The sequence below is a fragment of the Streptomyces sp. 3214.6 genome (assembly GCF_900129855.1).
Classification (GTDB): Bacteria; Actinomycetota; Actinomycetes; order Streptomycetales; family Streptomycetaceae; genus Streptomyces; species Streptomyces soliscabiei.
Genome location: NZ_LT670819.1, coordinates 6,924,032 through 6,943,992 on the forward strand (window position 1 = coordinate 6,924,032; position 19,961 = coordinate 6,943,992).

At 71.2% G+C, this 19,961-nt stretch carries 19 protein-coding genes; 11 read left to right on the forward strand and 8 right to left on the reverse strand.

Going from position 1 to position 19,961, the window contains the following annotated elements:
• The first annotated feature begins 78 nt into the window (after nt 1-78).
• The 3 genes from B5557_RS31275 to yjfF are packed head-to-tail and all read left to right on the forward strand — an operon-like array spanning nt 79 to nt 3,766.
• Nucleotides 79-1,623 (forward strand): sugar ABC transporter ATP-binding protein, encoded by a 1,545-nt coding sequence (locus tag B5557_RS31275; RefSeq protein WP_079662586.1) that lies wholly within the window; start codon nt 79-81, stop codon nt 1,621-1,623.
• Nucleotides 1,620-2,741 carry an ABC transporter permease gene (locus tag B5557_RS31280; RefSeq protein ID WP_079662587.1) on the forward strand — a complete coding sequence of 374 codons (1,122 nt, stop codon included), beginning with the start codon at nt 1,620-1,622 and terminating at the stop codon, nt 2,739-2,741. Before B5557_RS31275 ends, B5557_RS31280 begins: the two co-directional genes overlap by 4 nt.
• Nucleotides 2,741-3,766 (forward strand): galactofuranose ABC transporter, permease protein YjfF, encoded by a 1,026-nt coding sequence (yjfF, locus tag B5557_RS31285; RefSeq protein ID WP_079662588.1) that lies wholly within the window; start codon nt 2,741-2,743, stop codon nt 3,764-3,766. Before B5557_RS31280 ends, yjfF begins: the two co-directional genes overlap by 1 nt.
• Nucleotides 3,767-3,834: 68 nt before the next feature.
• Here the strand turns inward: yjfF and B5557_RS31290 are convergent, their stop codons facing one another.
• Complete coding sequence (locus tag B5557_RS31290; protein WP_079662589.1) at nt 3,835-4,245, reverse strand: ATP-binding protein; 411 nt, start codon at nt 4,243-4,245, stop codon at nt 3,835-3,837.
• Between the two features lie 182 nt (nt 4,246-4,427).
• Here B5557_RS31290 and B5557_RS31295 point away from each other — a divergent pair, with 182 nt between their 5' ends.
• From B5557_RS31295 to B5557_RS31305, 3 genes are read left to right on the forward strand one after another with little or no spacing between them, the layout of a single operon-like run.
• Nucleotides 4,428-4,970, forward strand: a complete 543-nt coding sequence (locus B5557_RS31295) for a GntR family transcriptional regulator (protein ID WP_079662590.1) — start codon at nt 4,428-4,430, stop codon at nt 4,968-4,970.
• Entirely contained in the window at nt 4,967-5,761 is a 795-nt protein-coding gene (locus tag B5557_RS31300) for a GntR family transcriptional regulator (RefSeq protein WP_079662591.1), read from the forward strand. The genes B5557_RS31295 and B5557_RS31300 overlap by 4 nt, the downstream gene beginning before the upstream one ends.
• Before the next feature lie 2 nt (nt 5,762-5,763).
• Nucleotides 5,764-5,979, forward strand: coding sequence for a hypothetical protein (locus B5557_RS31305; protein ID WP_331716804.1), 216 nt, complete (start codon nt 5,764-5,766; stop codon nt 5,977-5,979).
• 37 nt (nt 5,980-6,016) lie between these two features.
• On the opposite strand, the gene B5557_RS31310 is transcribed toward B5557_RS31305, so the two are convergent.
• Nucleotides 6,017-6,463, reverse strand: coding sequence for a MarR family winged helix-turn-helix transcriptional regulator (locus B5557_RS31310; protein ID WP_079662593.1), 447 nt, complete (start codon nt 6,461-6,463; stop codon nt 6,017-6,019).
• A gap of 109 nt (nt 6,464-6,572) precedes the next feature.
• On the opposite strand from B5557_RS31310, the gene B5557_RS31315 reads away from it, so the two are divergent.
• Nucleotides 6,573-7,592 carry an NADP-dependent oxidoreductase gene (locus B5557_RS31315; protein WP_079662594.1) on the forward strand — a complete coding sequence of 340 codons (1,020 nt, stop codon included), beginning with the start codon at nt 6,573-6,575 and terminating at the stop codon, nt 7,590-7,592.
• Between the two features lie 122 nt (nt 7,593-7,714).
• On the opposite strand, the gene B5557_RS31320 is transcribed toward B5557_RS31315, so the two are convergent.
• Both B5557_RS31320 and B5557_RS31325 read right to left on the reverse strand, forming a co-directional pair.
• On the reverse strand, nt 7,715-8,887 hold the full coding sequence (locus B5557_RS31320; protein ID WP_079662595.1) for a serine hydrolase domain-containing protein: 1,173 nt from the start codon (nt 8,885-8,887) through the stop codon (nt 7,715-7,717).
• Nucleotides 8,884-11,508: a M14 family zinc carboxypeptidase gene (locus B5557_RS31325; RefSeq protein WP_079662596.1), complete on the reverse strand. Its 2,625-nt coding sequence runs from the start codon at nt 11,506-11,508 to the stop codon at nt 8,884-8,886. The genes B5557_RS31320 and B5557_RS31325 overlap by 4 nt, the downstream gene beginning before the upstream one ends.
• Nucleotides 11,509-11,731: 223 nt before the next feature.
• Between B5557_RS31325 and B5557_RS31330 the strand changes: the two genes are divergently transcribed.
• A complete protein-coding gene (locus B5557_RS31330; RefSeq protein ID WP_079662597.1) occupies nt 11,732-12,547 on the forward strand; it encodes an EI24 domain-containing protein in 816 nt (271 codons plus the stop codon).
• Here B5557_RS31330 and B5557_RS31335 read toward each other — a convergent pair.
• On the reverse strand, nt 12,525-13,781 hold the full coding sequence (locus tag B5557_RS31335) for a pyroglutamyl peptidase (protein WP_079662598.1): 1,257 nt from the start codon (nt 13,779-13,781) through the stop codon (nt 12,525-12,527). The two genes, B5557_RS31330 and B5557_RS31335, sit on opposite strands and share 23 nt — an antisense overlap.
• A gap of 120 nt (nt 13,782-13,901) precedes the next feature.
• Nucleotides 13,902-14,858, reverse strand: coding sequence for a LysR family transcriptional regulator (locus B5557_RS31340; RefSeq protein ID WP_079662599.1), 957 nt, complete (start codon nt 14,856-14,858; stop codon nt 13,902-13,904).
• 49 nt (nt 14,859-14,907) lie between these two features.
• On the opposite strand from B5557_RS31340, the gene B5557_RS31345 reads away from it, so the two are divergent.
• Both B5557_RS31345 and B5557_RS31350 read left to right on the forward strand, forming a co-directional pair.
• Complete coding sequence (locus B5557_RS31345) at nt 14,908-15,297, forward strand: RidA family protein (RefSeq protein WP_079662600.1); 390 nt, start codon at nt 14,908-14,910, stop codon at nt 15,295-15,297.
• Nucleotides 15,298-15,322: 25 nt separating this feature from the next.
• The gene (locus B5557_RS31350) at nt 15,323-15,661 is read left to right on the forward strand and encodes a YrdB family protein (RefSeq protein WP_079662601.1); all 339 of its coding nucleotides are present in this window, start codon (nt 15,323-15,325) and stop codon (nt 15,659-15,661) included.
• A 39-nt stretch (nt 15,662-15,700) separates the two neighbouring features.
• On the opposite strand, the gene B5557_RS31355 is transcribed toward B5557_RS31350, so the two are convergent.
• Nucleotides 15,701-16,282: a TetR/AcrR family transcriptional regulator gene (locus tag B5557_RS31355; RefSeq protein ID WP_079662602.1), complete on the reverse strand. Its 582-nt coding sequence runs from the start codon at nt 16,280-16,282 to the stop codon at nt 15,701-15,703.
• Nucleotides 16,283-16,389: 107 nt separating this feature from the next.
• Here B5557_RS31355 and B5557_RS31360 point away from each other — a divergent pair, with 107 nt between their 5' ends.
• Nucleotides 16,390-18,813 carry a beta-glucosidase family protein gene (locus B5557_RS31360; RefSeq protein WP_079662603.1) on the forward strand — a complete coding sequence of 808 codons (2,424 nt, stop codon included), beginning with the start codon at nt 16,390-16,392 and terminating at the stop codon, nt 18,811-18,813.
• Nucleotides 18,814-18,958: 145 nt separating this feature from the next.
• Here B5557_RS31360 and B5557_RS31365 read toward each other — a convergent pair whose 3' ends face one another.
• The gene (locus tag B5557_RS31365; protein ID WP_079662604.1) at nt 18,959-19,936 is read right to left on the reverse strand and encodes an aldose epimerase family protein; all 978 of its coding nucleotides are present in this window, start codon (nt 19,934-19,936) and stop codon (nt 18,959-18,961) included.
• Nucleotides 19,937-19,961: the final 25 nt, after the last annotated feature.

The following is a 19,961-nucleotide window of genomic DNA, read 5'->3' on the forward strand; positions in this document are numbered from 1 at the left end:
CAGGGAGCCTCCGGCCGACCGAGTGCCCTCGGTCCCGGGGCTCCCTGCGGGCCTGAACCAATCTCAAGGAGCACTGCCATGGCAGAGCCGCGGCCCGTCCTGGAAATGGCGGGCATAGTCAAAGAGTTTCCGGGGGTACGGGCTCTGTCGGACGTCGACTTCCGGCTCTTCCCCGGCGAGATCCACGCCCTGATGGGTGAGAACGGGGCGGGCAAGTCCACGCTGATCAAGGTGCTCACCGGCGTCTACTCCCTGGACGGCGGCACGATCACGCTGGATGGCCGGTCCGTACGGATCGCCAGCCCGCTGCAGGCCCAGCAGGCCGGTATCAGCACCGTCTACCAGGAGGTCAACCTCTGCCCGAACCTGTCGGTGGCGGAGAACATCTTCATCGGGCGTGAACCCACCCGCATGGGCCGCATCCAGTGGAAGCAGCTGCGCCGGCAGGCGGCGGAGCTGGTGGACCGCCTCGGACTCGACATCGACGTCAGCCTCCCGCTGTCCTCCTACCCGCTGGCCGTGCAGCAACTGGTCGCGATCGTCAGGTCGTTGGGCACCGGCGGCGGGGACGGCGACGGCGGGGGCCCGGCCACCAAGGTGCTGATCCTCGACGAGCCGACCTCCAGCCTCGACCGCGACGAGGTCCTCCAACTGTTCGCCCTGATGCGGCGGTTGAAGGACGAGGGCGTCGCGATCCTGTTCGTCTCGCACTTCCTCGACCAGATCTACGAGGTCTGCGACCGGATGACCGTCCTGCGCAACGGCACCCTGGTCGGCGAGCACATGGTGTCCGACCTCGACCAGGTCGGACTCGTCCAGCTCATGCTCGGCAAGGCCATGGGCCAGCTGGACGAGCTCCACGAACACCAGCTGCGTTCCGACGCGGGCGAGACGCTGGTCCAGGCGGACGGTCTCGGCAGGACCGGCGGCATCGCCCCGTTCGACCTGGAGATCAAGAAGGGCGAGGTGATCGGGCTGGCCGGCCTCCTCGGCTCGGGCCGTACCGAACTCGCCCGGCTGCTCTTCGGCGCCGACCAGCCGGACAGCGGCAAGGTGACCATCGAGGGCAAGCAGGTCTCGATGAGCGCCCCGAACGACGCGATCGGCGCCGGCGTCGCGTTCTGCTCCGAGAACCGCAAGAGCGAGGGCCTGGTGCCCGATCTGACGGTGCGGGAGAACATCATCCTGGCCCTGCAGGCCTCGCGCGGCTGGACCCGGCCCATCCCGGCCTCCCAGCGCGACGAACTCGTCGCCAAGTACATCAAGGCGCTGGACATCCGCCCCGCCAACCCCGAGGCCAGGGTCGGCCAGCTCAGCGGCGGCAACCAGCAGAAGGTGCTGCTGGCCCGCTGGCTGATCACCAGTCCGAAGCTGCTGATCCTGGACGAGCCGACGCGCGGCATCGACATCGGCGCGAAGGCGGAGATCCAGAAGCTCGTCGTCTCCCTCTCCGAGGACGGCATGTCCGTCCTGTACATCGCGGCCGAGCTGGAGGAGGTACTCCGGCTCAGTCACACCATCGGAGTGCTGCGCGACCGCCGGCTGGTGGCGCAGATCGCCAACGGGCCGGAGATCACCACCAGCCGGATCCTGGAGACCATCGCGAGCGGAGAGCACCAGTGACCACGTCGTCGACCCCCTCTTCCCGGTGGCGGGCGCTGACCCGCCACCACCTGTTCTGGCCGGTAGCGGTCCTCGTCCTCCTGCTGCTCATCAACGTTCCCTTCACACCCGACTTCTTCTCGATCAAGATGGCGGACGGCCACCTCTACGGCAGCCTCGTCTCGATCGTGCTGTTCGGCTCGCCCCTCATCCTGGTGGCGGTCGGCATGACCCTGGTGATCGCCACCGGCGGCATCGACCTCTCCGTGGGCGCCGTGGTCGCCATCACCGGAGCACTGGCCTGCTCGTACATCAGCGACCAGTCCGACCAGGGTGCTCTGTCCGGGGTGCTGCTCGCGATGGGCCTCGGGCTGCTGGCCGCCGTCGTCTGCGGCCTGTGGAACGGCTTCCTGGTCGCCCGGATGGGCATCCAGCCGATCATCGCCACCCTGATCATCATGGTTGCCGGCCGCGGTGTCGCCCAGCTGATCACCGACGGCCAGATCATCACCATCAACAGCGAGCCGTACAAGCTGATCGGCGGCGGCTACTGGCTGACGCTGCCGTTCTCGATCTTCGTGGTGGCCGCGGTCGTGGCCATCACCGTGGCGCTGACCCGCCGCACGGCGCTCGGCCTGCTGGTCGAGGCGGTCGGCGGCAACGCCGAGGCCAGCCGGCTGGTCGGCATCAGGTCCCGGCGCATCAAGATCATGGTCTATATGTTCTGCGCCCTGTGCGCGGGCATCGCGGGCCTGATGATCAGCTCCAACACCTCGGCCGCCGACGGCAACAACGCCGGCCTGTGGATCGAACTCGACGCGATCCTCGCCGTGGTGATCGGCGGCACCTCGCTCCTGGGCGGCCGGTTCTCCGTCGGCGGCACGGTGGTCGGCGCCCTCGTCATCCAGACGCTGACCACCACGATCTACACCATCGGCGTGCCGACCCAGACCAACCTGGTCTTCAAGGCCGCCGTCGTCATCGTGGTCTGTCTGCTGCAGTCCCCGAAGTTCCGCGCCAAGGTCTTCGGCGCCAAGTTCGCCGCCAGGTTCGGCGCGAAGGCGGGCGCCAAGCCGGCCGAGGCCAAGGCGGACACCGCCGCGGCGACCGAGGCCGCCCCCAAGATGGAGGTGTCGTGATGACCACGACCACCCAGAGCCCCCCGGCCGCCCCGGACAGCCGTACCCCGTCCAAGGCCGCGCGGCTGCTCGGCGACCGGCGGCTGCCCGTCGCGGTGACGGCCCTGCTCTTCCTGCTGATGTACGTCGGCGGTCTGGCCCGGTACCAGTACTACGGCTTCGGTGAACCGCAGGTCTTCCTGAACCTGTTCATCGACAACGGCTATCTGCTGGTCGCCGCGGTCGGCGTCACCTTCGTCATCCTGTCCGGCGGCATCGACCTGTCCGTCGGCTCGATGATCGGCTTCACGACGATGTTCACGGCCTGGCTGGTGGAACGTCAGGGACTGCCGCTTGTGCTGGTCGTCCCTATGGCGCTGGCCGTGGGAGCCTTCGGCGGCTTCCTCATGGGCTATGTGATCCACAACTTCGAGATCCAGCCGTTCATCGTGACCCTCGCCGGCCTGTTCCTGTTCCGCGGCCTGTGCCTGGTCATCAGCAAGGAGTCGATCTCCATCAGCGACTCCACGGTGAGCAGCATGGCGACGGCGCAGGTGTCGCTGGGGATGGGATTCCTGTCGATCGGCGCGATCGTCTCGCTGGTGGTCCTCGCCGTGGCGTTCTACGTCCTGCACTACACCCGCTTCGGGCGCCGGGTGTACGCCATCGGCGGCAACGAGCAGTCGGCCATGCTGATGGGTCTCCCGCAGGGCGGCACGAAGATCGCCGTGTACACGGTGAGCGGGTTCTGCTCGGCGCTGGCCGGACTGCTCTTCACCCTGTACATCCAGTCCGGTGACCCGTTGCACGCGACCGGCATGGAGCTCGACGCGATCGCCGCGGTCGTCATCGGCGGCACGCTGCTGACGGGCGGCTCCGGCTATGTCCTGGGCACCCTGTTCGGCGTTCTCGTCCTGGGCCTGATCAAGAGCATCATCCAGTTCGAGGGCACGCTCAGCTCCTGGTGGACGAAGATCGCCACCGGTGTGCTGCTGTGCGCGTTCATCCTGGTCCAGCGCTTCATGACGACCCGCAAGAAGACCTGAGCGAGAGAGAGGACCTGACCGAGCCAGCAGCGACGCGCCCGGCCCGACGGCCGGGCGTCGTCGCGCCGTCAGAACGTTCCGGGTCGGCTCTCCGACTTGTCCGACTTGAAGGCGACCCACACGGTCTTGCCGATGGCGTGCTCGGTGACACCCAGGTCGTCCGCCAGTTCGCGGACCAGATGCAGGCCCCGGCCCGAGCAGGCGTCCGGGTTCGGCGGGGGCGAGGGCGCGGGACGGTCTCCGGTGTCGCGCACCGACAGGCGGATCAGCGGGCCGTCGAGGGTGAGGGTCACGCAGTACTGCCGGCCCGGAGGGACGCCGTGCAGCAGGGCGTTCGTGGCGAGTTCCGACGCGCACAGCTTTATGTCGTCCAGCCGGTCCACGCGGCCCCAGTCGGTGAGGACCTGGTGGACGAAGGTGCGGGCGGCCCGTACCGAGGCGCGCGAGCGGGGAAAACGACGTTGCCGTGACAAGGGCACGGGGGCACCTCCGGTGGTTCTGGGGCGTCCTGCGGCGATACCTTACTGTTGTTCGCGAAAGGCGACAAGGTGGTGCAGGGTAGCTGAGGGTGGCTCGGGGTGGCGGTCTACGGATGAGGCGGGTCGCCTACCGTGTAGGGCGGCAGGGTCGGAAGAACGGTCGGCCGTAACAGGAGGACGTCGTGGGTGCGAGCGGTTGGGTCAGCACGTCGTTGCCGTATCTGACGCCGTGGGGGACGGGGCAGGGCGACCCCTGGGCGGCCGAGGCCGCGGCCCGGGGCCGGCGCGGCACCCAGCGCATCGTGCACGCCGGCGAGGTGCCCGCCCCCGCGGACGTGGCGGCGCTGTTCGACGTCCCGGAAGGCGAGCCGGTCGTCGTGCGCCGGCGTCTGATCCTCCTCGACGACGAGCCCAGCGAACTGACCGACACCTACTACCCGGTGGCCATAGCCGGCGGCACCCGGCTCGCCGGCACCGCCAAGATCCCCGGCGGTGCCCTCGCGCTGCTCGCCGAACTCGGCCACGTCGGCGTCCTCGTCCGGGAGGACGTGACGGCCGGGATGCCCGACGAACAGGAGCGCCAGGCCCTGGGCACCGCCCGCGAGGAGCCCGTCCTGCGGCTCGTCCGGCTCACGCTGGACCGCGACGACCGGCCGATCCAGGTCGACCGTATGGTGATGCCGGCCCTACGGCAGAGGCTGCGCTACCAGATCAGGATCGGATGACCGTGCCCAAGGCAGAACCGGAAGCCGTCGACCGCCGATCCCTGCACGAACGGATCGCGGCCGATCTGCGCGACGACATCATGAGCGGAGAGCTCGCCCCCGGCGCCAACCTGCCCACGACCGCCCAGCTCAAGGAACGCTTCGAGGCGTCCGGCGCGACGGTCCAGAAGGCCCTGCAACTCCTCAAGGACGAACGCCTGGTGGTCGGCAGGGCGGGCGCCGCGGTCACCGTCCGTGAGCATCGCCAGCGCACGGTCCGGCCGGCCGCGCTGATGATCCCGGGCGGTCCAGGAACGCCCTACCGCTGGCTCGCCGAGGCCGCCAAGCACGGCACGCACGCCCGTACCGAGCTCATCGACGTCACGGAGACCTGCCCGCCCGCCGACGTCCGCGCCGCCTTCGGCCTCCCGGCCGACGGCCTGGCCGTGCTGCGCGGTCAGATCCTCCTCGTGGACGACGAACCCGCCGAACTCGTCGAGTCCTACTACCCGTTGGACATCGCCCGCGGCACGCCCCTCGCCGAGCGCCGCCGCATCAAGGGCGGCACCCCCGCCCTGCTGACCGACCTCGGTCACCCGCCCCGCCGCAGCACGGACCGTGTCTCCGCCCGCGTCCCCACCCAGCGGCAGTACCGGGCCCTCCACCTCACCAGCAGCATGCCGGTGCTGCGTACACTGCGGGTCGTCCACAGCGACGACGACCGTCCCGTCGAGGTCACCGTGATGGTGAAGGCGGGTCATCTCTACGAGCTGCAGTACGAGTTCACCGGTGAAAGAGGGGGAGAGGCGTGATCGTGCTCGTTCTTGTGGGGGTGCTCGTGCTCGTCCTGGGCGGCTGCGCCTGCGTCTGGTGGACGGCCCGAGGTGACGCGCCGCGCTGGGCCCGCGTCGTGTCGGCGGCGACTCTCGCCATGGGCACCGTGGCCGGCGCGTTGACCAGCAAGAACCGCAAGTCGTCGAGCGGGAACACGGTCTCGGACTCGGGCGGGGACTCGGGCTCGGACAGCTGAGGCGCGGCCCACGGGCCGGGCCCGCGGCTCACGCCTCTTACGCCGCCAGCATCCGCTGGAGCATCCCCCGCAGCAGCACTCGCTCCTCCTCGCCCAGCCCCGCGAGCGGCTCCCGGGCGAACCGCAGCGATTCGCGCAGCCCCTTGGCGATCCGCCGGCCCTCATCCGTCGCCGCCGCCAGCTTCACGCGCCGGTCGGCCGGATCGGGACGCCGCTCGACCAGGCCGCGGGACTCCAGCCGGTCGACGATGCCGGTCACGTTGGACGGCTCGCACTTCAGCTTCTGCGCCAGCTTGCGCATGGGAAGCGGCTCCAGCGAGAGCAGACTCAGCAGCCGGGCCTGCGCGCCGGTGAGGGCGTGACCGGCGGCGGCTTCCTCGTAGTCCTCGTGGAAACGGGCCACGACCTCGCCGATCAGCTCGACGACCTCCATGGTCAGCGCGTCGGGACGGGGGCTCGGGGAAGTCGGATGCGAGGTGGCCATGGTTTCAGGGTACCCGGTTTACTTGACAACCTGAAATATTCATGGGCATGGTTGTTTCAGGTAGTGAAGCATCTGTAAGCGTGCGACATTTGTGAAAGGCAGCCCCCTCATGACCGACTCCGCCCTCCCCACCACCAGCCGCGAGTGGCGTCTGCTCAGCCGTCCCGTCGGCTGGCCGAAGCCCGAGGACTTCGAGCTGGCCGAGGCGGACATCCGGCAGCCCGGCCCGGGCGAGGTGCTGGTGCGCAACGCGTACGTCTCCGTCGACCCGTACATGCGCGGCCGCATGAGCAGCGCCAAGTCCTACGTCGCCCCCTTCGAGCTGGGCAAGGCCATGCAGGGCGGCGCGGTCGGCGAGGTCGTCGCCTCCGACGCCGACGGCATCGCGGCCGGCGACCACGTCCTGCACTTCGGCGGCTGGCGCGAGTACGCCACCATCGACGCCAAGCAGGCCGTCAAGGTCGACCCCGAGGCCGCGCCCCTGTCCACCTACCTCGGCGTCCTCGGCATGACAGGCCTCACCGCCTACGCCGGTCTGCTGCGCACCGCCTCCTTCAAGGAGGGCGACTCCGTCTTCGTGTCGGGCGCGGCCGGCGCCGTCGGCAGCCAGGTCGGCCAGATCGCCAAGCTCAAGGGCGCCTCCCGGGTCATCGGCTCGGCCGGCTCCGACGACAAGGTCAAGCTCCTCGTCGAGGAGTACGGCTTCGACGCCGCCTTCAACTACAAGAACGGCCCCGTCGCCGAGCAGCTGCGCACCGCCGCCCCCGACGGCATCGACGTCTACTTCGACAACGTCGGCGGCGACCACCTGGAGGCCGCCATCGGCTCCCTCAACGTGCACGGCCGGATCGCCATCTGCGGCATGATCTCCGTCTACAACAACACCGAGCCCGCCCCCGGCCCGAAGAACCTCGCCCGCCTCATCCAGACCCGCGGCCGCGTCGAGGGCCTCCTGGTCGGCGACCACTACGACCTCCAGCCGCAGTTCGTCCAGGAGGTCGGCGCCTGGGTCCGCTCCGGTGAGCTGAAGTACCGCGAGACGGTCGTCGAGGGCATCGAGAACAACCTGGAGGCGTTCCTCGGGGTCCTGCGCGGCGACAACACCGGAAAGATGATCGTCAAGCTCTGACCGTCTCCCGCGTCGCTCGCACCCGACGAGCCCGCACACGCCGAAGGCCGCACCCCTGAACGTGGGGTGCGGCCTTCACCGGTATCTCAGCGGGCTCATTGCCCGCGGTGCCCGCTCGGCGGTCAGTGCGCCGACGCCGCCCGGTGGACGGCCCCCGCAAGCCGGTCGTTCTCCGGCGCCGCCCCGCCAGGGAACGCGAACCGGCGCCGCGTGTAGCCGTAGGCGAGCCCGCTGCGCGGGTCCGCGAACGCCTGGCAGCCGCCCGCCCCGGAGTGCCCGAACGCCCCGGCGCCCAGAAACGGGTGCCAGACGTCCGCGGTGGCCTGGAAGCCCAGCCCGAACGCCTTGTGGGTGCGCGCCACCACGTCGTAGCCCACGGAATGCAGCTGCCCGAACTCCGCCGCCGTGTCCTCCTTCAGCAGCGGCGCCTTCCCGTCGACCTCGCTGATCGCCGCCGCGTACATCCCGGCCAGCCCGCGCGCCGAGGCGACCCCGCCCACCGAGGCCGGCCCCTTGGCTCGGATCAGCGGATCGTTCGGCAGGAGTTCCAGGTCGGTCGGCTCGGCGGGGTGACGGTTGAAGGCGATCGCGGCCAGGGTGTGCGGCCCGCCGGGCAGCGAGTCCAGCAGCGCCCGCTGCTCGGCGGTCGGCGCCATCGGCTGCGCGGTGCGGAAACGCGGCTCGTGCACCGCCGGCAGCCCCAGGAAGAAGTCCAGCCCGTACGCGACGCGCACCCGCTCCTCGTACACCTCCTGGAGCGTGCGGCCCGTGGCCCGCCGGACGACCTCGCCGGTGAGCGCCCCGATGACCAGCGCGTGGTAGCCGAAAGCGGTGCCCGGACGCCAGAACGGACGCTGGTCGGCGAGCCGTTCGGCGATCTGCCGGTCGTCGGCCAGCTCCTGCGGCGAGAACCCGCCGTCGGTGCCGATCACCCCGGCCCGGTGCGCCAGCAGCTCGCGCAGGGTCAGCGCGCCCTTGCCCTCGGCGGCGAACTCCGGCCAGTAGTAGGTGACCTTGCGGTCCAGCTCCAGGGTGCCCTCCTGCACCAGCAGCGCGACCACCAGATGGGCGGCGCCCTTGGTCGACGAGTAGACGCCGTAGAGGGACTCGGGGCCGGCACCGTCCCCGGGCACCCACAGGTCCACGACCCGCCTGCCGTGCACGTACGCGCACAACTGGCCTTCGTAGTCGGGCTGTTCCTCCGCGACGAACGCGGCGAACTCCTCCCGCACCGTTTCGTACCCGTCGGCGACGGTGCCGTGGATCTCCTTCGTCGTCCGATGCAACCGAGTCATCCGCTCTCCTCAACCGGCCCGCTGCTCGCGTGCGCCTGTGCCATGGTGATCAATGCCTGTGCGACCTGCGGAAACTCTCCCTTGGGATGGTCCCGGAAGAGAGGTTCCGTGCCGAACAGGACAGCGTGCGGCCCGCTCACGACCGACGCCTGCCCGGCCGCGGCGGCGGGCCCGCCCCAGCCGTCGGGCCGAGGCCGCCAGTGCCCGGAGACGAGCGGGTTCTGGGCGGCGTACGACTGCTCGACGCGCACCCCGGGGCCGAGACCGGTGAACCAGACCGGCGCGTAGACGAAGGAGTGGTCCGGGGCGGCGGCCGTGACCGGGCCGCCCCGGTTGACGACCCGCACCACGCCGTTGGCGTCCCCGTTGCCCGCGACGGCCGTCACCTCCAGCAGCCCGGACCCGGTACCGACCGCCGCCCCGTCGACACCCCGCCCGACCAGCCCGTGACCGGCGAGGAAGGCGTCGAGGGCGGTGCGCGCGGACGCGCCGAGGGCGGCCCGGTCGAGCCCGGCCGACACGAACAGCACATCCACCGACGACCAGTCGAAGCCCGCGTTCAGGACGGCCGTGGAGACCGGCGTGACCTCGAAGCCCATCTCCCGCAGCGCGAACAGCTCACCCGCGGTGACGGCGGCGGCGACCCGCACCGAGTGCAGGGCGGTCGTCGGCCCGGTCGTCGGGTCGGCGGTCGTCACCGCGGTGAAGGAGACGTCGTACGACCGTGCCGCCGCGACCGCCCGGCCGCGCGCCGACGCGGGCACGACGACACTCCCGTCCGCAGCCCGTCGTACCGAAACACCTTGCTTCAGAAGGGAGTTGAGGGCGGCGACCGCGTTCGGGTCGTCGAGCCGCAGCCGCAGATCGCCGCGCGGGGCGACCGTGCCGACCGGGGCCGCGGCGGTGACCGGGCGCAGGGCGAGCCCGGACAGCCCGCCGGCCGTCACCGGCACCACCTGCGCGCCCCACAACCGTCCCAGGCTCCAGCCCGAGATGTCGTACATCACCGACACCTTGTCGCTGATGTCCCGCCCGTCGGCGAGCAGCACGTTCGCCAGCCCCCGCTTGGGCTGATGCAGGTCGACGACGTACGAGCCCTGCGGATACGTCCGTCCGCCGAGCCGGAAGGCCCGCGCCGCGCGGGTGACGCGGACGTCGTTGGCGAGGAGATGACCGACGAGCCGGGCCGTGGCCGTGGCTCCCGCCCCGTTCCCCGTCCTCGCCGGCAGGACGTAGGCGCGCGGGAACGTGGTCGTGTAGACGTCCTCCGGTCCGATGCCCGGCACCCCGGGGACGGTCTGCGCCGACACCGGCACCTGTGCCGCGCCCGCGGCCCCGCGCCGGAAGACCTCGATCTGGTCGGCGATCAGCGAGGTGCGCCGGGTCCGCACGAAGTCCAGGGTGGCGCGCAGGGCGGCCCCGGCGACGTCGACGTTGACGGCGGACCGCCGGCGCAGCTCCGCCACCGGCAGCGAGTCGTAGGCGGCGTTGTTGACCGTCATCGGGATCTCCACCGTGTGCGCGGCGACCGTGCCGTGGAAGGCCGCGTACTGCGGGGTGAAGATCGGGGGCCAGTCGTCCCAGCCCTCCGCCTGGTCCCGGAACGGGATCTGGGCGGGCTGCACGCCGTCCTTGTCGGGCGTGTAGCCGAGGCCGTTGACGGCGGACTCCATGCCGAGCGCGTTGGCGTAGGTGTTCTTCAGGAAGAGGTCGTACTCGTAGTTCTCGCCGTGCGGCGGCGTGGTCGGCTCGATGAGGGTGCCGTTGACGTAGCCGTGCAGGTCCAGCATGACGGCGGGCTGTTTGTCGATCTCGATCCGCCGCATCGCGCGCGTCTCGGGCTGCGAGCCGGTGACGAAGTCCCGGTTGAGGTCGAAGCCGTTGGCGTTCGCCCGGGTGCCCGCGATCCGGCCGTCCGGGTTGGCCGTGATGTTGAAGTAGAGGCGGCTGTGGGCGAGGAGGTCCTTCGTCCTCGCGTCGTTCGCGGTGGCGAGCCGCTCGACGAGGGCGAGGGAGGCGTCCGTGCCCTCCCACTCGTTGCCGTGGATGTTGTTGTTGAAGAACACCGGCGTCTTGTAGCCGGCCTTGATCTCCGGGCTCCTGGCCGCTGTGGCGGGCGCGTTCTCGATCAGCTCGCGCATCCGCTCCTGGGCCCGCGCCTGACGAGCGGTCTCGGGGGCGGTCACGGTGACCAGGTAGAGCCGGTGCCCGCCCGCCGAACGACCCGTCACCTCGACGCTCACCCGGTCGCCGAGATTCTGGAGGGCGTTGAGTTTCGGGGCGATGGCGTGGTAGGGCGTGAGGCCGAGCTTGAGGGACTTGTCGGCGGGGTTCTCGGGGTCGGGGGCGAGGGCCTGTCTGCGCGGGTAGCCGCGGGTGGCGCCGGTCTTTTCCGCCGCGGAAGCGGCCGGGGTGCCCGGAGTGTCGGGGGCGGCCAGGGCGCGCAGGGCCGCACTCTTCGGTGCTGCGGCGGCCGTGCGGTCCAGGCCGGAACCCTCGCGGGTCACGGGCTTCGGATCGGCCCCTGCCGAGTGGGGGGTGAGCAGGAGTGAGCCCGTCGCGGTGAGCGCGAGGGCGGTGATCAGAACAGGTCGGGCAGGGTAGGTGCTCGTGGTGCGCACGTGTACCTCCTCTGGACTTGCCGAGATCGTTGCTTCCGGAGATCGGTACGGCGAGGTGTACCTGTTCGACTCAACTGCAACAAGAGGGCGTTGGTGTCACCGATACCCCGGATGGCCTAGGAGGGTCCGCAAGTCCCGCCGCCTGTCCGGCGGTTGGGGGCGGCGGCCCGTCGAGGACCGCGGCGGAGACCGGGCGCGGCGGCCCCGAGGTAAAGTTTCGGCCATGCGCGATCTCGGGGTGGGTTTCAAGTACCTCCTGGAGGGCCAGCGATGGGTGGCCCGGCACGGCAGGCAGTACGGGTGGGGGCTGGTCCCCGGCCTGATCACCCTCGTCCTCTACGCGGCGGCCCTGGTGGCGCTCGCCGTATGGGGCGAGGGCTTCGTGGGCTGGGCGACGCCCTTCGCCGACGACTGGTCCAGCCCCTGGCAGCGCCTCTTCCGGGGCTTCCTCACCGTCGTGCTGTTCGCCCTCGCCCTGCTCCTCGCCGTCCTCACCTTCACCGCCGTCACCCTCCTCGTCGGCCAGCCCTTCTACGAGAACCTCTCCGAGAAGGTCGACCAGGACGTCTCGCCCGACGGCACGTCCCCCGAGTCCGGGCTGCCGCTCTGGCGCGAACTGTGGATCTCCGCCCGCGACAGCACACGCATCCTGGTCCGCGCGCTGCTGTGGGGCGTACTGCTGTTCGCCCTCGGGTTCATTCCGGTCGCCGGACAGACGGTCGTCCCCGTGCTCGGGTTCTTCGTCACCGGCTTCTTCCTCACCGAGGAACTCACCGCCGTCGCCCTCCAGCGCCGAAACGTCGACCTGCGCGCCCGCCTCACCCTGCTCCGCTCCCGCAAAACCCTGGTCTGGGGCTTCGGCACCCCCCTGGGTCTGGCCTTCCTGGTCCCCTTCGTCGCGGTGTTCCTGATGCCGGGCGCGGTCGCGGGCGCGACGCTGCTGGCGCGGGAGCTGCTGGGCGAGGAGACCGACGACGGTGACGAGGACACCGCCGAGGACCCCGAAGGGCAGGACGTCACCCAGCGGTCGTGGCGTTGACCGCGACGGTCAGGATCGCCCGTACCTGAGTGATGATGTCCTGCCGGTTCTGCAGGAACTGCGGGTCCGTGACCGTCCCGGTCGCCGGGTCGGTGTTGCCCGTGCCGAACTGCAGCACCGGCGTGTGCACATGACCGCCGGGCAGGGTGTCGTGCAGCCCGAGACGGTCCCGCAGCAGGGTGGCCCGGTAGGCGATCTCGTTGGACAGGTAGTTCCCGCCGCCTCCGGCCCGCGCCGTGGAACCGGCCGTCGGCACGTCCGGCCGTACGACCGGATCGGTGGCGCCCGCCGGGATCTCGGTCACCTCGGTGTGGTCGTACACCGGGAAGCGTCCCGTGTTCGCGGCCACGATCTCCTGGTACGGCAGGGTGGCCGTCGTCCACTGCGGCTGTGAGGCGGGATCGGCGACGGGCACGGTCTCCGTCCGGCTGATGTTGTCGTTGTCGGGGAACCCGCCCCGCCAGGCCCCGTTGGTCCGCTCCACGTCGAACCGCCCGACCCGCCCCTGACTCACGGTCGTGAAGAGATCCACCTGCTTCAGATACGGCCGCAGCGCCCGCTCCACGGTGCCGTCCGCGAAGTCCTGCCAGCGCACAGGGAAGACGACGGTCTCGACCCGCGCGGGCCCCTTCGCCGTCTCGATCACCGTTCCGTCGAGCGCGAGCGCGCCGGCCCCGGAGGGATTGGAGATCCGGATGTCCCGGTCCAGCGTGAACGGGTCGAAGCCGGTGACGAGCACGCGCCTGAGGCCCTTGCCGTGCTGCGGGTAGCGGACGTCGGTCTGCCCGCGCGAGGTGCGCTCCAACGCATCGATCAGCGCGGCCCGCTGCTGATCGCTCAGCGCGAACTCCGGCTCCCAGGTGCGCACGTCACGGGTCATCCCGAGGCGCGCCCAGTACAGCGGCCGGTCGTCGTCCCGGGCCAGGTCCCCGCCCGCCGGCCCGCGCCCCTGCGCCCGGTCCACGGCCCGCCGCCACAGCGCCGACCCCTCCTGTACGACGATGCGGCGGGCCCGCGCATAGGAACGGGCCCCCTCCAGTGCGCGGGTGAGCCGTGGCGCCACGTCGTCGAACCCGGACCGTTCGAGGATCTCCTGCGGTACGGCCTTGTCGAGCCGCTGCTCCTCCACGGTGGGGGAGGGGGCGGTCCCGGCGGCGGTCGCCGTGGTGGGGGCCGCGAAACCGGCCAGCAGCGCCAGTCCGAGTACGCCGATCCGAACGCGTATGGAATTCAAGGGAGTTCAGGTCCTTCCGTCGCCGTCGTGGGGGAGCGTGGTGCGGACGGCCGCAGTATCGCCCGACGGAAGTGGTCTACGCCATGGGGCGGGTGTGCCAGGTGTGCATCGAGTGCGCACCTACCCGGGGACGGGGATACGAGCCACCGCCTCCCGCAGCGCCCCGACGAACGCCTCCACGGCGGGCGTCAGCGCCCGCCCCCGCGCCGTCGCCGCGTACACCGCGCGGGCCGGGGCTCCTTCGTCGAGGACCGGCAGCAGCGCGATGTCCGGGCGTACGGACTCGGCGGCCAGGGCGGGGACCAGAGTGACTCCGAGGCCTGCGGCGACGTACCCCTGCTTGGCGGTCCACTCGCCGACGACGTGCGTCACGCGCGGGCGGAAACCCTGGCGCAGGGCCGCGTCCAGGAGGGTGCCCTCGGGGCGGGAGCTGCCGGAGATCCAGTCGTCCTCGGCGAGTTGACCGAGCCGCACCGGGCCCTCACGGCCTGCGAGGGGGTGGTCGGCCGGGACGGCGACATACAGCGACTCGTCCAGGAGATGGTGGAGTTCGTACGACTCCAAGGGCGCACGGCCGGTCGTCGAGACGACCGCCAGGTCCAGATGGCCCGCGGCCAGCCGGTCCAGGAGGCCGGGCGTGAGGCCCTCCTCGCGGGAGAGCCGGACCCGGGGGTGGCGGGCCCGGAACGCCGCCAGCGCGTGCGGCACCAGCGCCGCGTCGGCCGTCGCGAACGCCCCGAACCGCAGCCGCCCGCCCGCCACTTCACGCAGGGCCGCCAGTTCGCGTGCGGCGCCGTGCAGCGTCTCGGTGACCGTCTCCGCGTGCGGGACGAGCAGCCGGCCGGCCTCCGTGAGCCGTACGCCGCGCGGCAGCCGGTCGAAGAGCAGGGCCCCGCCGAGCGCCGTCTCCAGCGAGGAGATCTGCCGTGACACCGCCGACTGCGTCCACCCGAGCGCCCGCGCGGCCACGGTGAACGAGCCGTGCCGGGCGACCACCAGGAACACCCGCAGCCAGACGGTGGAGAGGTCCGGTACCGGCGCGCCTGCTGTGGGATGCTGTTTCGGCATGGGAGCCATGCTAGACATTCGCTTGTCGCATCGCGGCCGGCAGGCTTAGCGTCATCCCGTGAAGGTGACCCTGGACAACCCGGCCGACGCCCCCCAACCCGCCAGCCCCTACTACTCCCAGGTCGCCCGCGTCGAACACGCCGACGGCAGTGCCCTGTTGTTCGTCTCCGGCCAGATCGCCGAGGGTGCCACCCTCGCCGAGCAGACGCGCGGCATCTTCGAGGCGCTCGACGCCCTGCTCCGCGCCCACGGCGCGGCGCTGTCGGACGTCATCAACATCCGCACCTACCTGACGGACATCACCAAGCTGCAGGAATACGGCGCCGTACGGCGGGAGTTCCTCACCGGGGCGCCGCCGACGAGCATGACCTTCGAGGCCTCGCGGCTGTTTCGGCCCGAGGCGCAGATCGAGATCGAGGTCGTCGCCGCCGTGCCCGCCCCGGAGTGATCCCTTCCGGGCGATACTGCAGCCCATGAAGGCAATCAAGGCAGCGAACCTCGGCGTCCTGTTCCTCATCGAACTCGGCGCCCTGGTGGCCGTCTCCTACTGGGGCTTCACCCGGGACGTGGCCGCCCCGCTCGCCTGGCTCCTCGGCCTCGGCGCCCCGGCCGTACTGATCGTGCTGTGGGCGCTGTTCGGCTCCCAGAAGGCGTCGTACAAGACACGAGGCGCGGTCCGCGTCGGCTTCGAACTGCTCTGGTTCGGGGCCGGTGTGGCCGCGCTGTTCGCGGCCGGAGCCATGGCCTGGGCGATCGCCTTCGCCGCCGTGTGCGCGGTGAGCAAGACGCTCGCCGTCATCTGGCGTCAGTAGCAGGGGAGTTCGGCGCCGGGGAGCTCGGAGCAGGGGAGTTCAGACCTCCTCGCCAAGGAGCGCCAGGAAATCCCGGAAAGCCCCCGGCATGTCCACCGACTCCGGGTCCAGCAGCCACTGGTACTGCAGACCGTCCATCACCGCGACGAGCAGCGGAGCCGTCCGTTCCGGGGTCAGCCCGTTCGGCAACCGCTCCCCGTACTCGGCCCGCAACACCGCCGCCATGCTCTCCCGTACCTGCCGATACCGCCCGGTGAAGTACGCCCGCGCCGGATGCCCCTCCGTCACGCTCTCGCCCAGCAGTGCCGAGAACGTCTGGATGATCCCGGGCCGCATCGCGTTGTACTCGACCAGCGAGGCCAGCAGATCCACCCGCCACTGCGTGGCCGGTACGGCATCCCACTGGTCGCGTTCCTGGAGCACCGCCACCAGCAGCGCGTCCTTCGTCGGGAAGTGGTGCAGCAACCCCTGCTGGGTCAGCCCGACCCGCTCGGCGACCGCCGCCAGGCTCGCTCCCCGGTAACCGCGCTCGGCGATCACCTCCAGGGCCGCCCGAACGATCTCGGCCCGCCGCTCCTCGCTCCTGGTCGTCCTGGCGCTCATGCCGTCACGGTACGGCATCCGGCCCAGAAGATATAACGACAGAATATCGAAACCTACCGTCCTACAGGTGACTCGTGCACGATGGGGCACGCAAGGAAAGCCGCGCGCAACGAGGAGGCCCCGCCATGGCGGAAACCGGAGCGGCCGTCGAGGCGGCCCTCGGCAAGCTCGACCTGGACGCCAAGGCCCGTCTGCTGTCCGGCCAGGACATGTGGTCCCTGCCCGCCCTGCCGGAGATCGGTCTGAAGTCGCTCGTCATGTCGGACGGACCGATCGGCGTCCGGGGGGTGCGCTGGACCGCCGACGACCCCTCCATCGCCCTGCCCTCCCCGACCGCCCTGGCCGCCACCTGGGACCCGGAACTCGCCCGCCGCGCCGGCACCCTGCTCGCGCAGGAGGCCCGCCGCAAGGGCGTCGACGTCCTGCTCGCCCCCACCGTCAACCTGCACCGCTCCCCGCTGGGCGGCCGGCACTTCGAGGCGTACAGCGAGGACCCGTACCTGACCGGCCGTATCGCCACCGGTTACGTGACGGGCGTGCAGGAAGGCGGCGTCGGCACCACCGTCAAGCACTTCGTCGCCAACGACGCCGAGACCGACCGCTTCACCGTGGACAACCTGGTCGGCGAGCGCGCCCTGCGCGAGCTGTATCTCGCCCCCTTCGAGGCCGTCGTCGAGAACGCCCGCCCGTGGGGCATCATGACCGCCTACAACACGGTCAACGGCACGACGATGACCGAGCACCACCGCCTCGTGAACGAGGTCCTGCGCGGCGAGTGGGGCTTCGACGGCTTCAACGTCTCCGACTGGATGGCCGCCCGCGACACGGTCGGCGCCCTGAAGGGCGGCCTCGACGTCGCCATGCCGGGCCCGCGGACCGTCTACGGCGAGGCCCTCGCCCAGGCCGTCCGCGACGGCCACGTCGAGGAGTCCGAGGTCGACGAGGCCGTACGCCGCGTCCTGCTGCTGGCCGCCCGCGTCGGCGCCCTCGCGGACGTCGCCCCGGCCGTCGCCGAGCCGCCCGCCCCCGTCGACGGCGAGGCCCTGGCGCGTGAACTGGCCCGCCGCTCCTTCGTCCTGGTCCGCAACGAGCACGAGGCGCTCCCGCTGCGGCCGACCGGCACCGTCGCCCTCATCGGCGCGGCCGCCCGCGACGCCCGGGTCCTCGGAGGCGGCTCCGCCACCGTCTTCCCCGCCCGCACCGTCTCCCCCCTCGACGGCCTCACCGCCGCCCTCCCCGACGGCGCACTCACCTACGCCGTCGGCGCCGACCCCACCACGGAACTCGCGGTCGCCGACAAGGGCTTCGCGCTACGGGCCGTCTGCCGGGACGTGGACGGAAACATCCTCGGGACCGGTTCCGCACCTAACGGCCAGATCCAGTGGATGGGCGCGGACCTCCCCGAGGGCGTCACCCACGAGCGCCTCCACACCGTCGAGCTGACCGGCACGTTCACCCCGCGCGACACCGGCCCGCACACCTTCGGCGTCAAGGGCACCGGCGCCTTCCGGCTCGCCGTCGCCGGAACGACGTACTTCGACGACGTCCAGCTCCCCGCCGACGACACCGACCCCTTCGAGGCGTTCTTTGGCTCCCCGGTGCCCCACGCACATCCCGAGCTGACCGCCGGCGAACCCGTCGAGGTCTCCCTCACCCATGTCTTCGCGGTTCCTGAGGAGTTCCCCTTCAAGGTCGTCGCCTTCGCGCTCGCCCATCTGGAGCCGCAGCGCGACGCCGACGAGTTGATCGCCGAGGCGGTCGAGGCGGCCAGGGCCGCGGACACCGCCGTCGTTGTGGTCGCCACCACCGACCGCGTCGAGTCCGAGGGCTTCGACCGCAAGGACCTGCGCCTGCCCGGCCGGCAGGACGACCTCGTCCGCGCCGTCGCCGCCGCCAACCCGAACACCGTCGTGGTCGTCAACGCCGGCTCCCCGGTGGAGCTGCCGTGGCGCGAGGACGTCGCGGCCGTCCTGCTCACCTGGTTCCCCGGCCAGGAGGGCGGCGCGGCCCTGGCGGACGTGCTGACCGGCGCCCACGAACCCGGCGGCCGGCTCCCCACCACCTGGGGCTCCCTCACCGACGCCCCCGTCACCCAGGTCACCCCGACGGACGGTGAACTCCCGTACACCGAGGGCGTCTTCATCGGCTACCGCGCCTGGGAGAAGGAGGGCAGGACCCCCTCGTACCCCTTCGGGCACGGTCTCGGCTACACCGACTGGACGTACGAGTCGGTCGACATCGCGGCCTCCACGGTCACGGTGCGTCTGCGCAACACCGGCCGGCGGCCGGGCCGGGAGGTCGTGCAGGTCTACCTCGCACCCACCGGCACGGCCCCCGCGCCCGACCGCCCGGCCCGCTGGCTGGCCGGCTTCGCCGCCGTGGAGGCCGGCCCGGGGGAGAGCACCGAGGTCACCGTGGACATCCGCGACCGTGCCTTCGAGGTGTGGGACGAGGCGGACCACCGGTGGTCCTTTGTGAAAGGTTCGTACGAAATCCAGGTGGGCCGCTCGATCGCGGACCGCAGGATCACCGCGACGATTACCGTGTGATCAGGCGCTCGTCGCCCCACGAACAGCCCCGGTCCAGGACCTGACCCCCGGACCGGGGCAACATCTTTTTCTACAACTTTTTCTGCATCGTTCTCTGCATCGTTCTGTGCATCTTGTTTTCTACGGGTTTTCTCTACCGGACTCTCTACCGGACCGAGAAGCCGTACACCGTCTCCGAGCGGTACACGTCCCCCGGCCGCAGCACCGTGCTCGGGAACTCCGGCCGGTTCGGCGAGTCGGGGAAGTGCTGGGTCTCCAGCGCCACACCCTCGCAGGGCACGAACGGCTCGCCGAGGTGGTCCGCGGTGTACACCTGAAGCCCCGGCTCGGTCGTCGATACCGTCAGCACCCGCCCGGTCGCCGGATCGTGCAGTTCGGCCACCTCCTCCGCCACGTCGGTGACGCCCTTGTCGAGCACGAAGTTGTGGTCGTAGCCGGACCCGGTCTTGCGGGCCGTGCGGAAGTCGTGGGGGCCGCCCTCGACCGGCGCGAGTTCCCCGGTCGGGATGAGGTCGGCGTCGACCGGCGTGTACCGGGAGGCCGCCAGCCGCAGTTCATGGCCGGTGGCGTCCCCGCTGCCCGGCCCACCCAGGTTGAAGTAGCTGTGGTTGGTCAGGTTCACCACCGTCGGCGCGTCCGTGACCGCCTCGTACACGAACCGCAGCGCCCCCGACGCGTCGAGGGTGTACGTCGCCGAGACCTCAAGACGGCCCGGGAAACCCTCCTCGCCGTGCGGGCTGACCCGGCTCAGCCGCAGCCCGTGCTCCACCGGCTCCACGTCCCACACCCGCTTGTCGAAGCCCCGTGCGCCGCCGTGCAGGGAGCCCGGCGCGTTGTTGGGCTCCAGCGCGTACGTCACCGCGTCCAGCGGGAAGCGGGCGTGCGCGATCCGGTTGGCGTACCGCCCGATCAGCGCGCCGAGATAGGGCTCCGGATGCGTGAGATAGCCGTCCAGGTCCGCGAAGCCCAACACCACGTTCGCCGTCCGGCCATCCCGGTCCGGAACGTCCACGGACTGCACGATTCCGCCGTACGACAGGACCCGCACCCGCGTGCCCGCCCGCTCCAGGGTCCAGCGGTGCACCGGAGTCCCGTCGGAAAGTGTCCCGAAGTGTTCGCTCATGAGCGAAACCCTAAGTCACCGGACC

Coding starts and splice junctions, on each gene's coding strand:
- B5557_RS31275 (WP_079662586.1), top strand. CDS start 79: ATGGCAGAGCCGCGGCCCGTCCTGGAAATGGCGGGCATAGTCAAAGAG.
- yjfF (WP_079662588.1), top strand. CDS start 2,741: ATGACCACGACCACCCAGAGCCCCCCGGCCGCCCCGGACAGCCGTACC.
- B5557_RS31300 (WP_079662591.1), top strand. CDS start 4,967: ATGACCGTGCCCAAGGCAGAACCGGAAGCCGTCGACCGCCGATCCCTG.
- B5557_RS31310 (WP_079662593.1), bottom strand. CDS start 6,463: ATGGCCACCTCGCATCCGACTTCCCCGAGCCCCCGTCCCGACGCGCTG.
- B5557_RS31315 (WP_079662594.1), top strand. CDS start 6,573: ATGACCGACTCCGCCCTCCCCACCACCAGCCGCGAGTGGCGTCTGCTC.
- B5557_RS31320 (WP_079662595.1), bottom strand. CDS start 8,887: ATGACTCGGTTGCATCGGACGACGAAGGAGATCCACGGCACCGTCGCC.
- B5557_RS31330 (WP_079662597.1), top strand. CDS start 11,732: ATGCGCGATCTCGGGGTGGGTTTCAAGTACCTCCTGGAGGGCCAGCGA.
- B5557_RS31340 (WP_079662599.1), bottom strand. CDS start 14,858: ATGGCTCCCATGCCGAAACAGCATCCCACAGCAGGCGCGCCGGTACCG.
- B5557_RS31350 (WP_079662601.1), top strand. CDS start 15,323: ATGAAGGCAATCAAGGCAGCGAACCTCGGCGTCCTGTTCCTCATCGAA.
- B5557_RS31355 (WP_079662602.1), bottom strand. CDS start 16,282: ATGCCGTACCGTGACGGCATGAGCGCCAGGACGACCAGGAGCGAGGAG.
- B5557_RS31360 (WP_079662603.1), top strand. CDS start 16,390: ATGGCGGAAACCGGAGCGGCCGTCGAGGCGGCCCTCGGCAAGCTCGAC.
- B5557_RS31365 (WP_079662604.1), bottom strand. CDS start 19,936: ATGAGCGAACACTTCGGGACACTTTCCGACGGGACTCCGGTGCACCGC.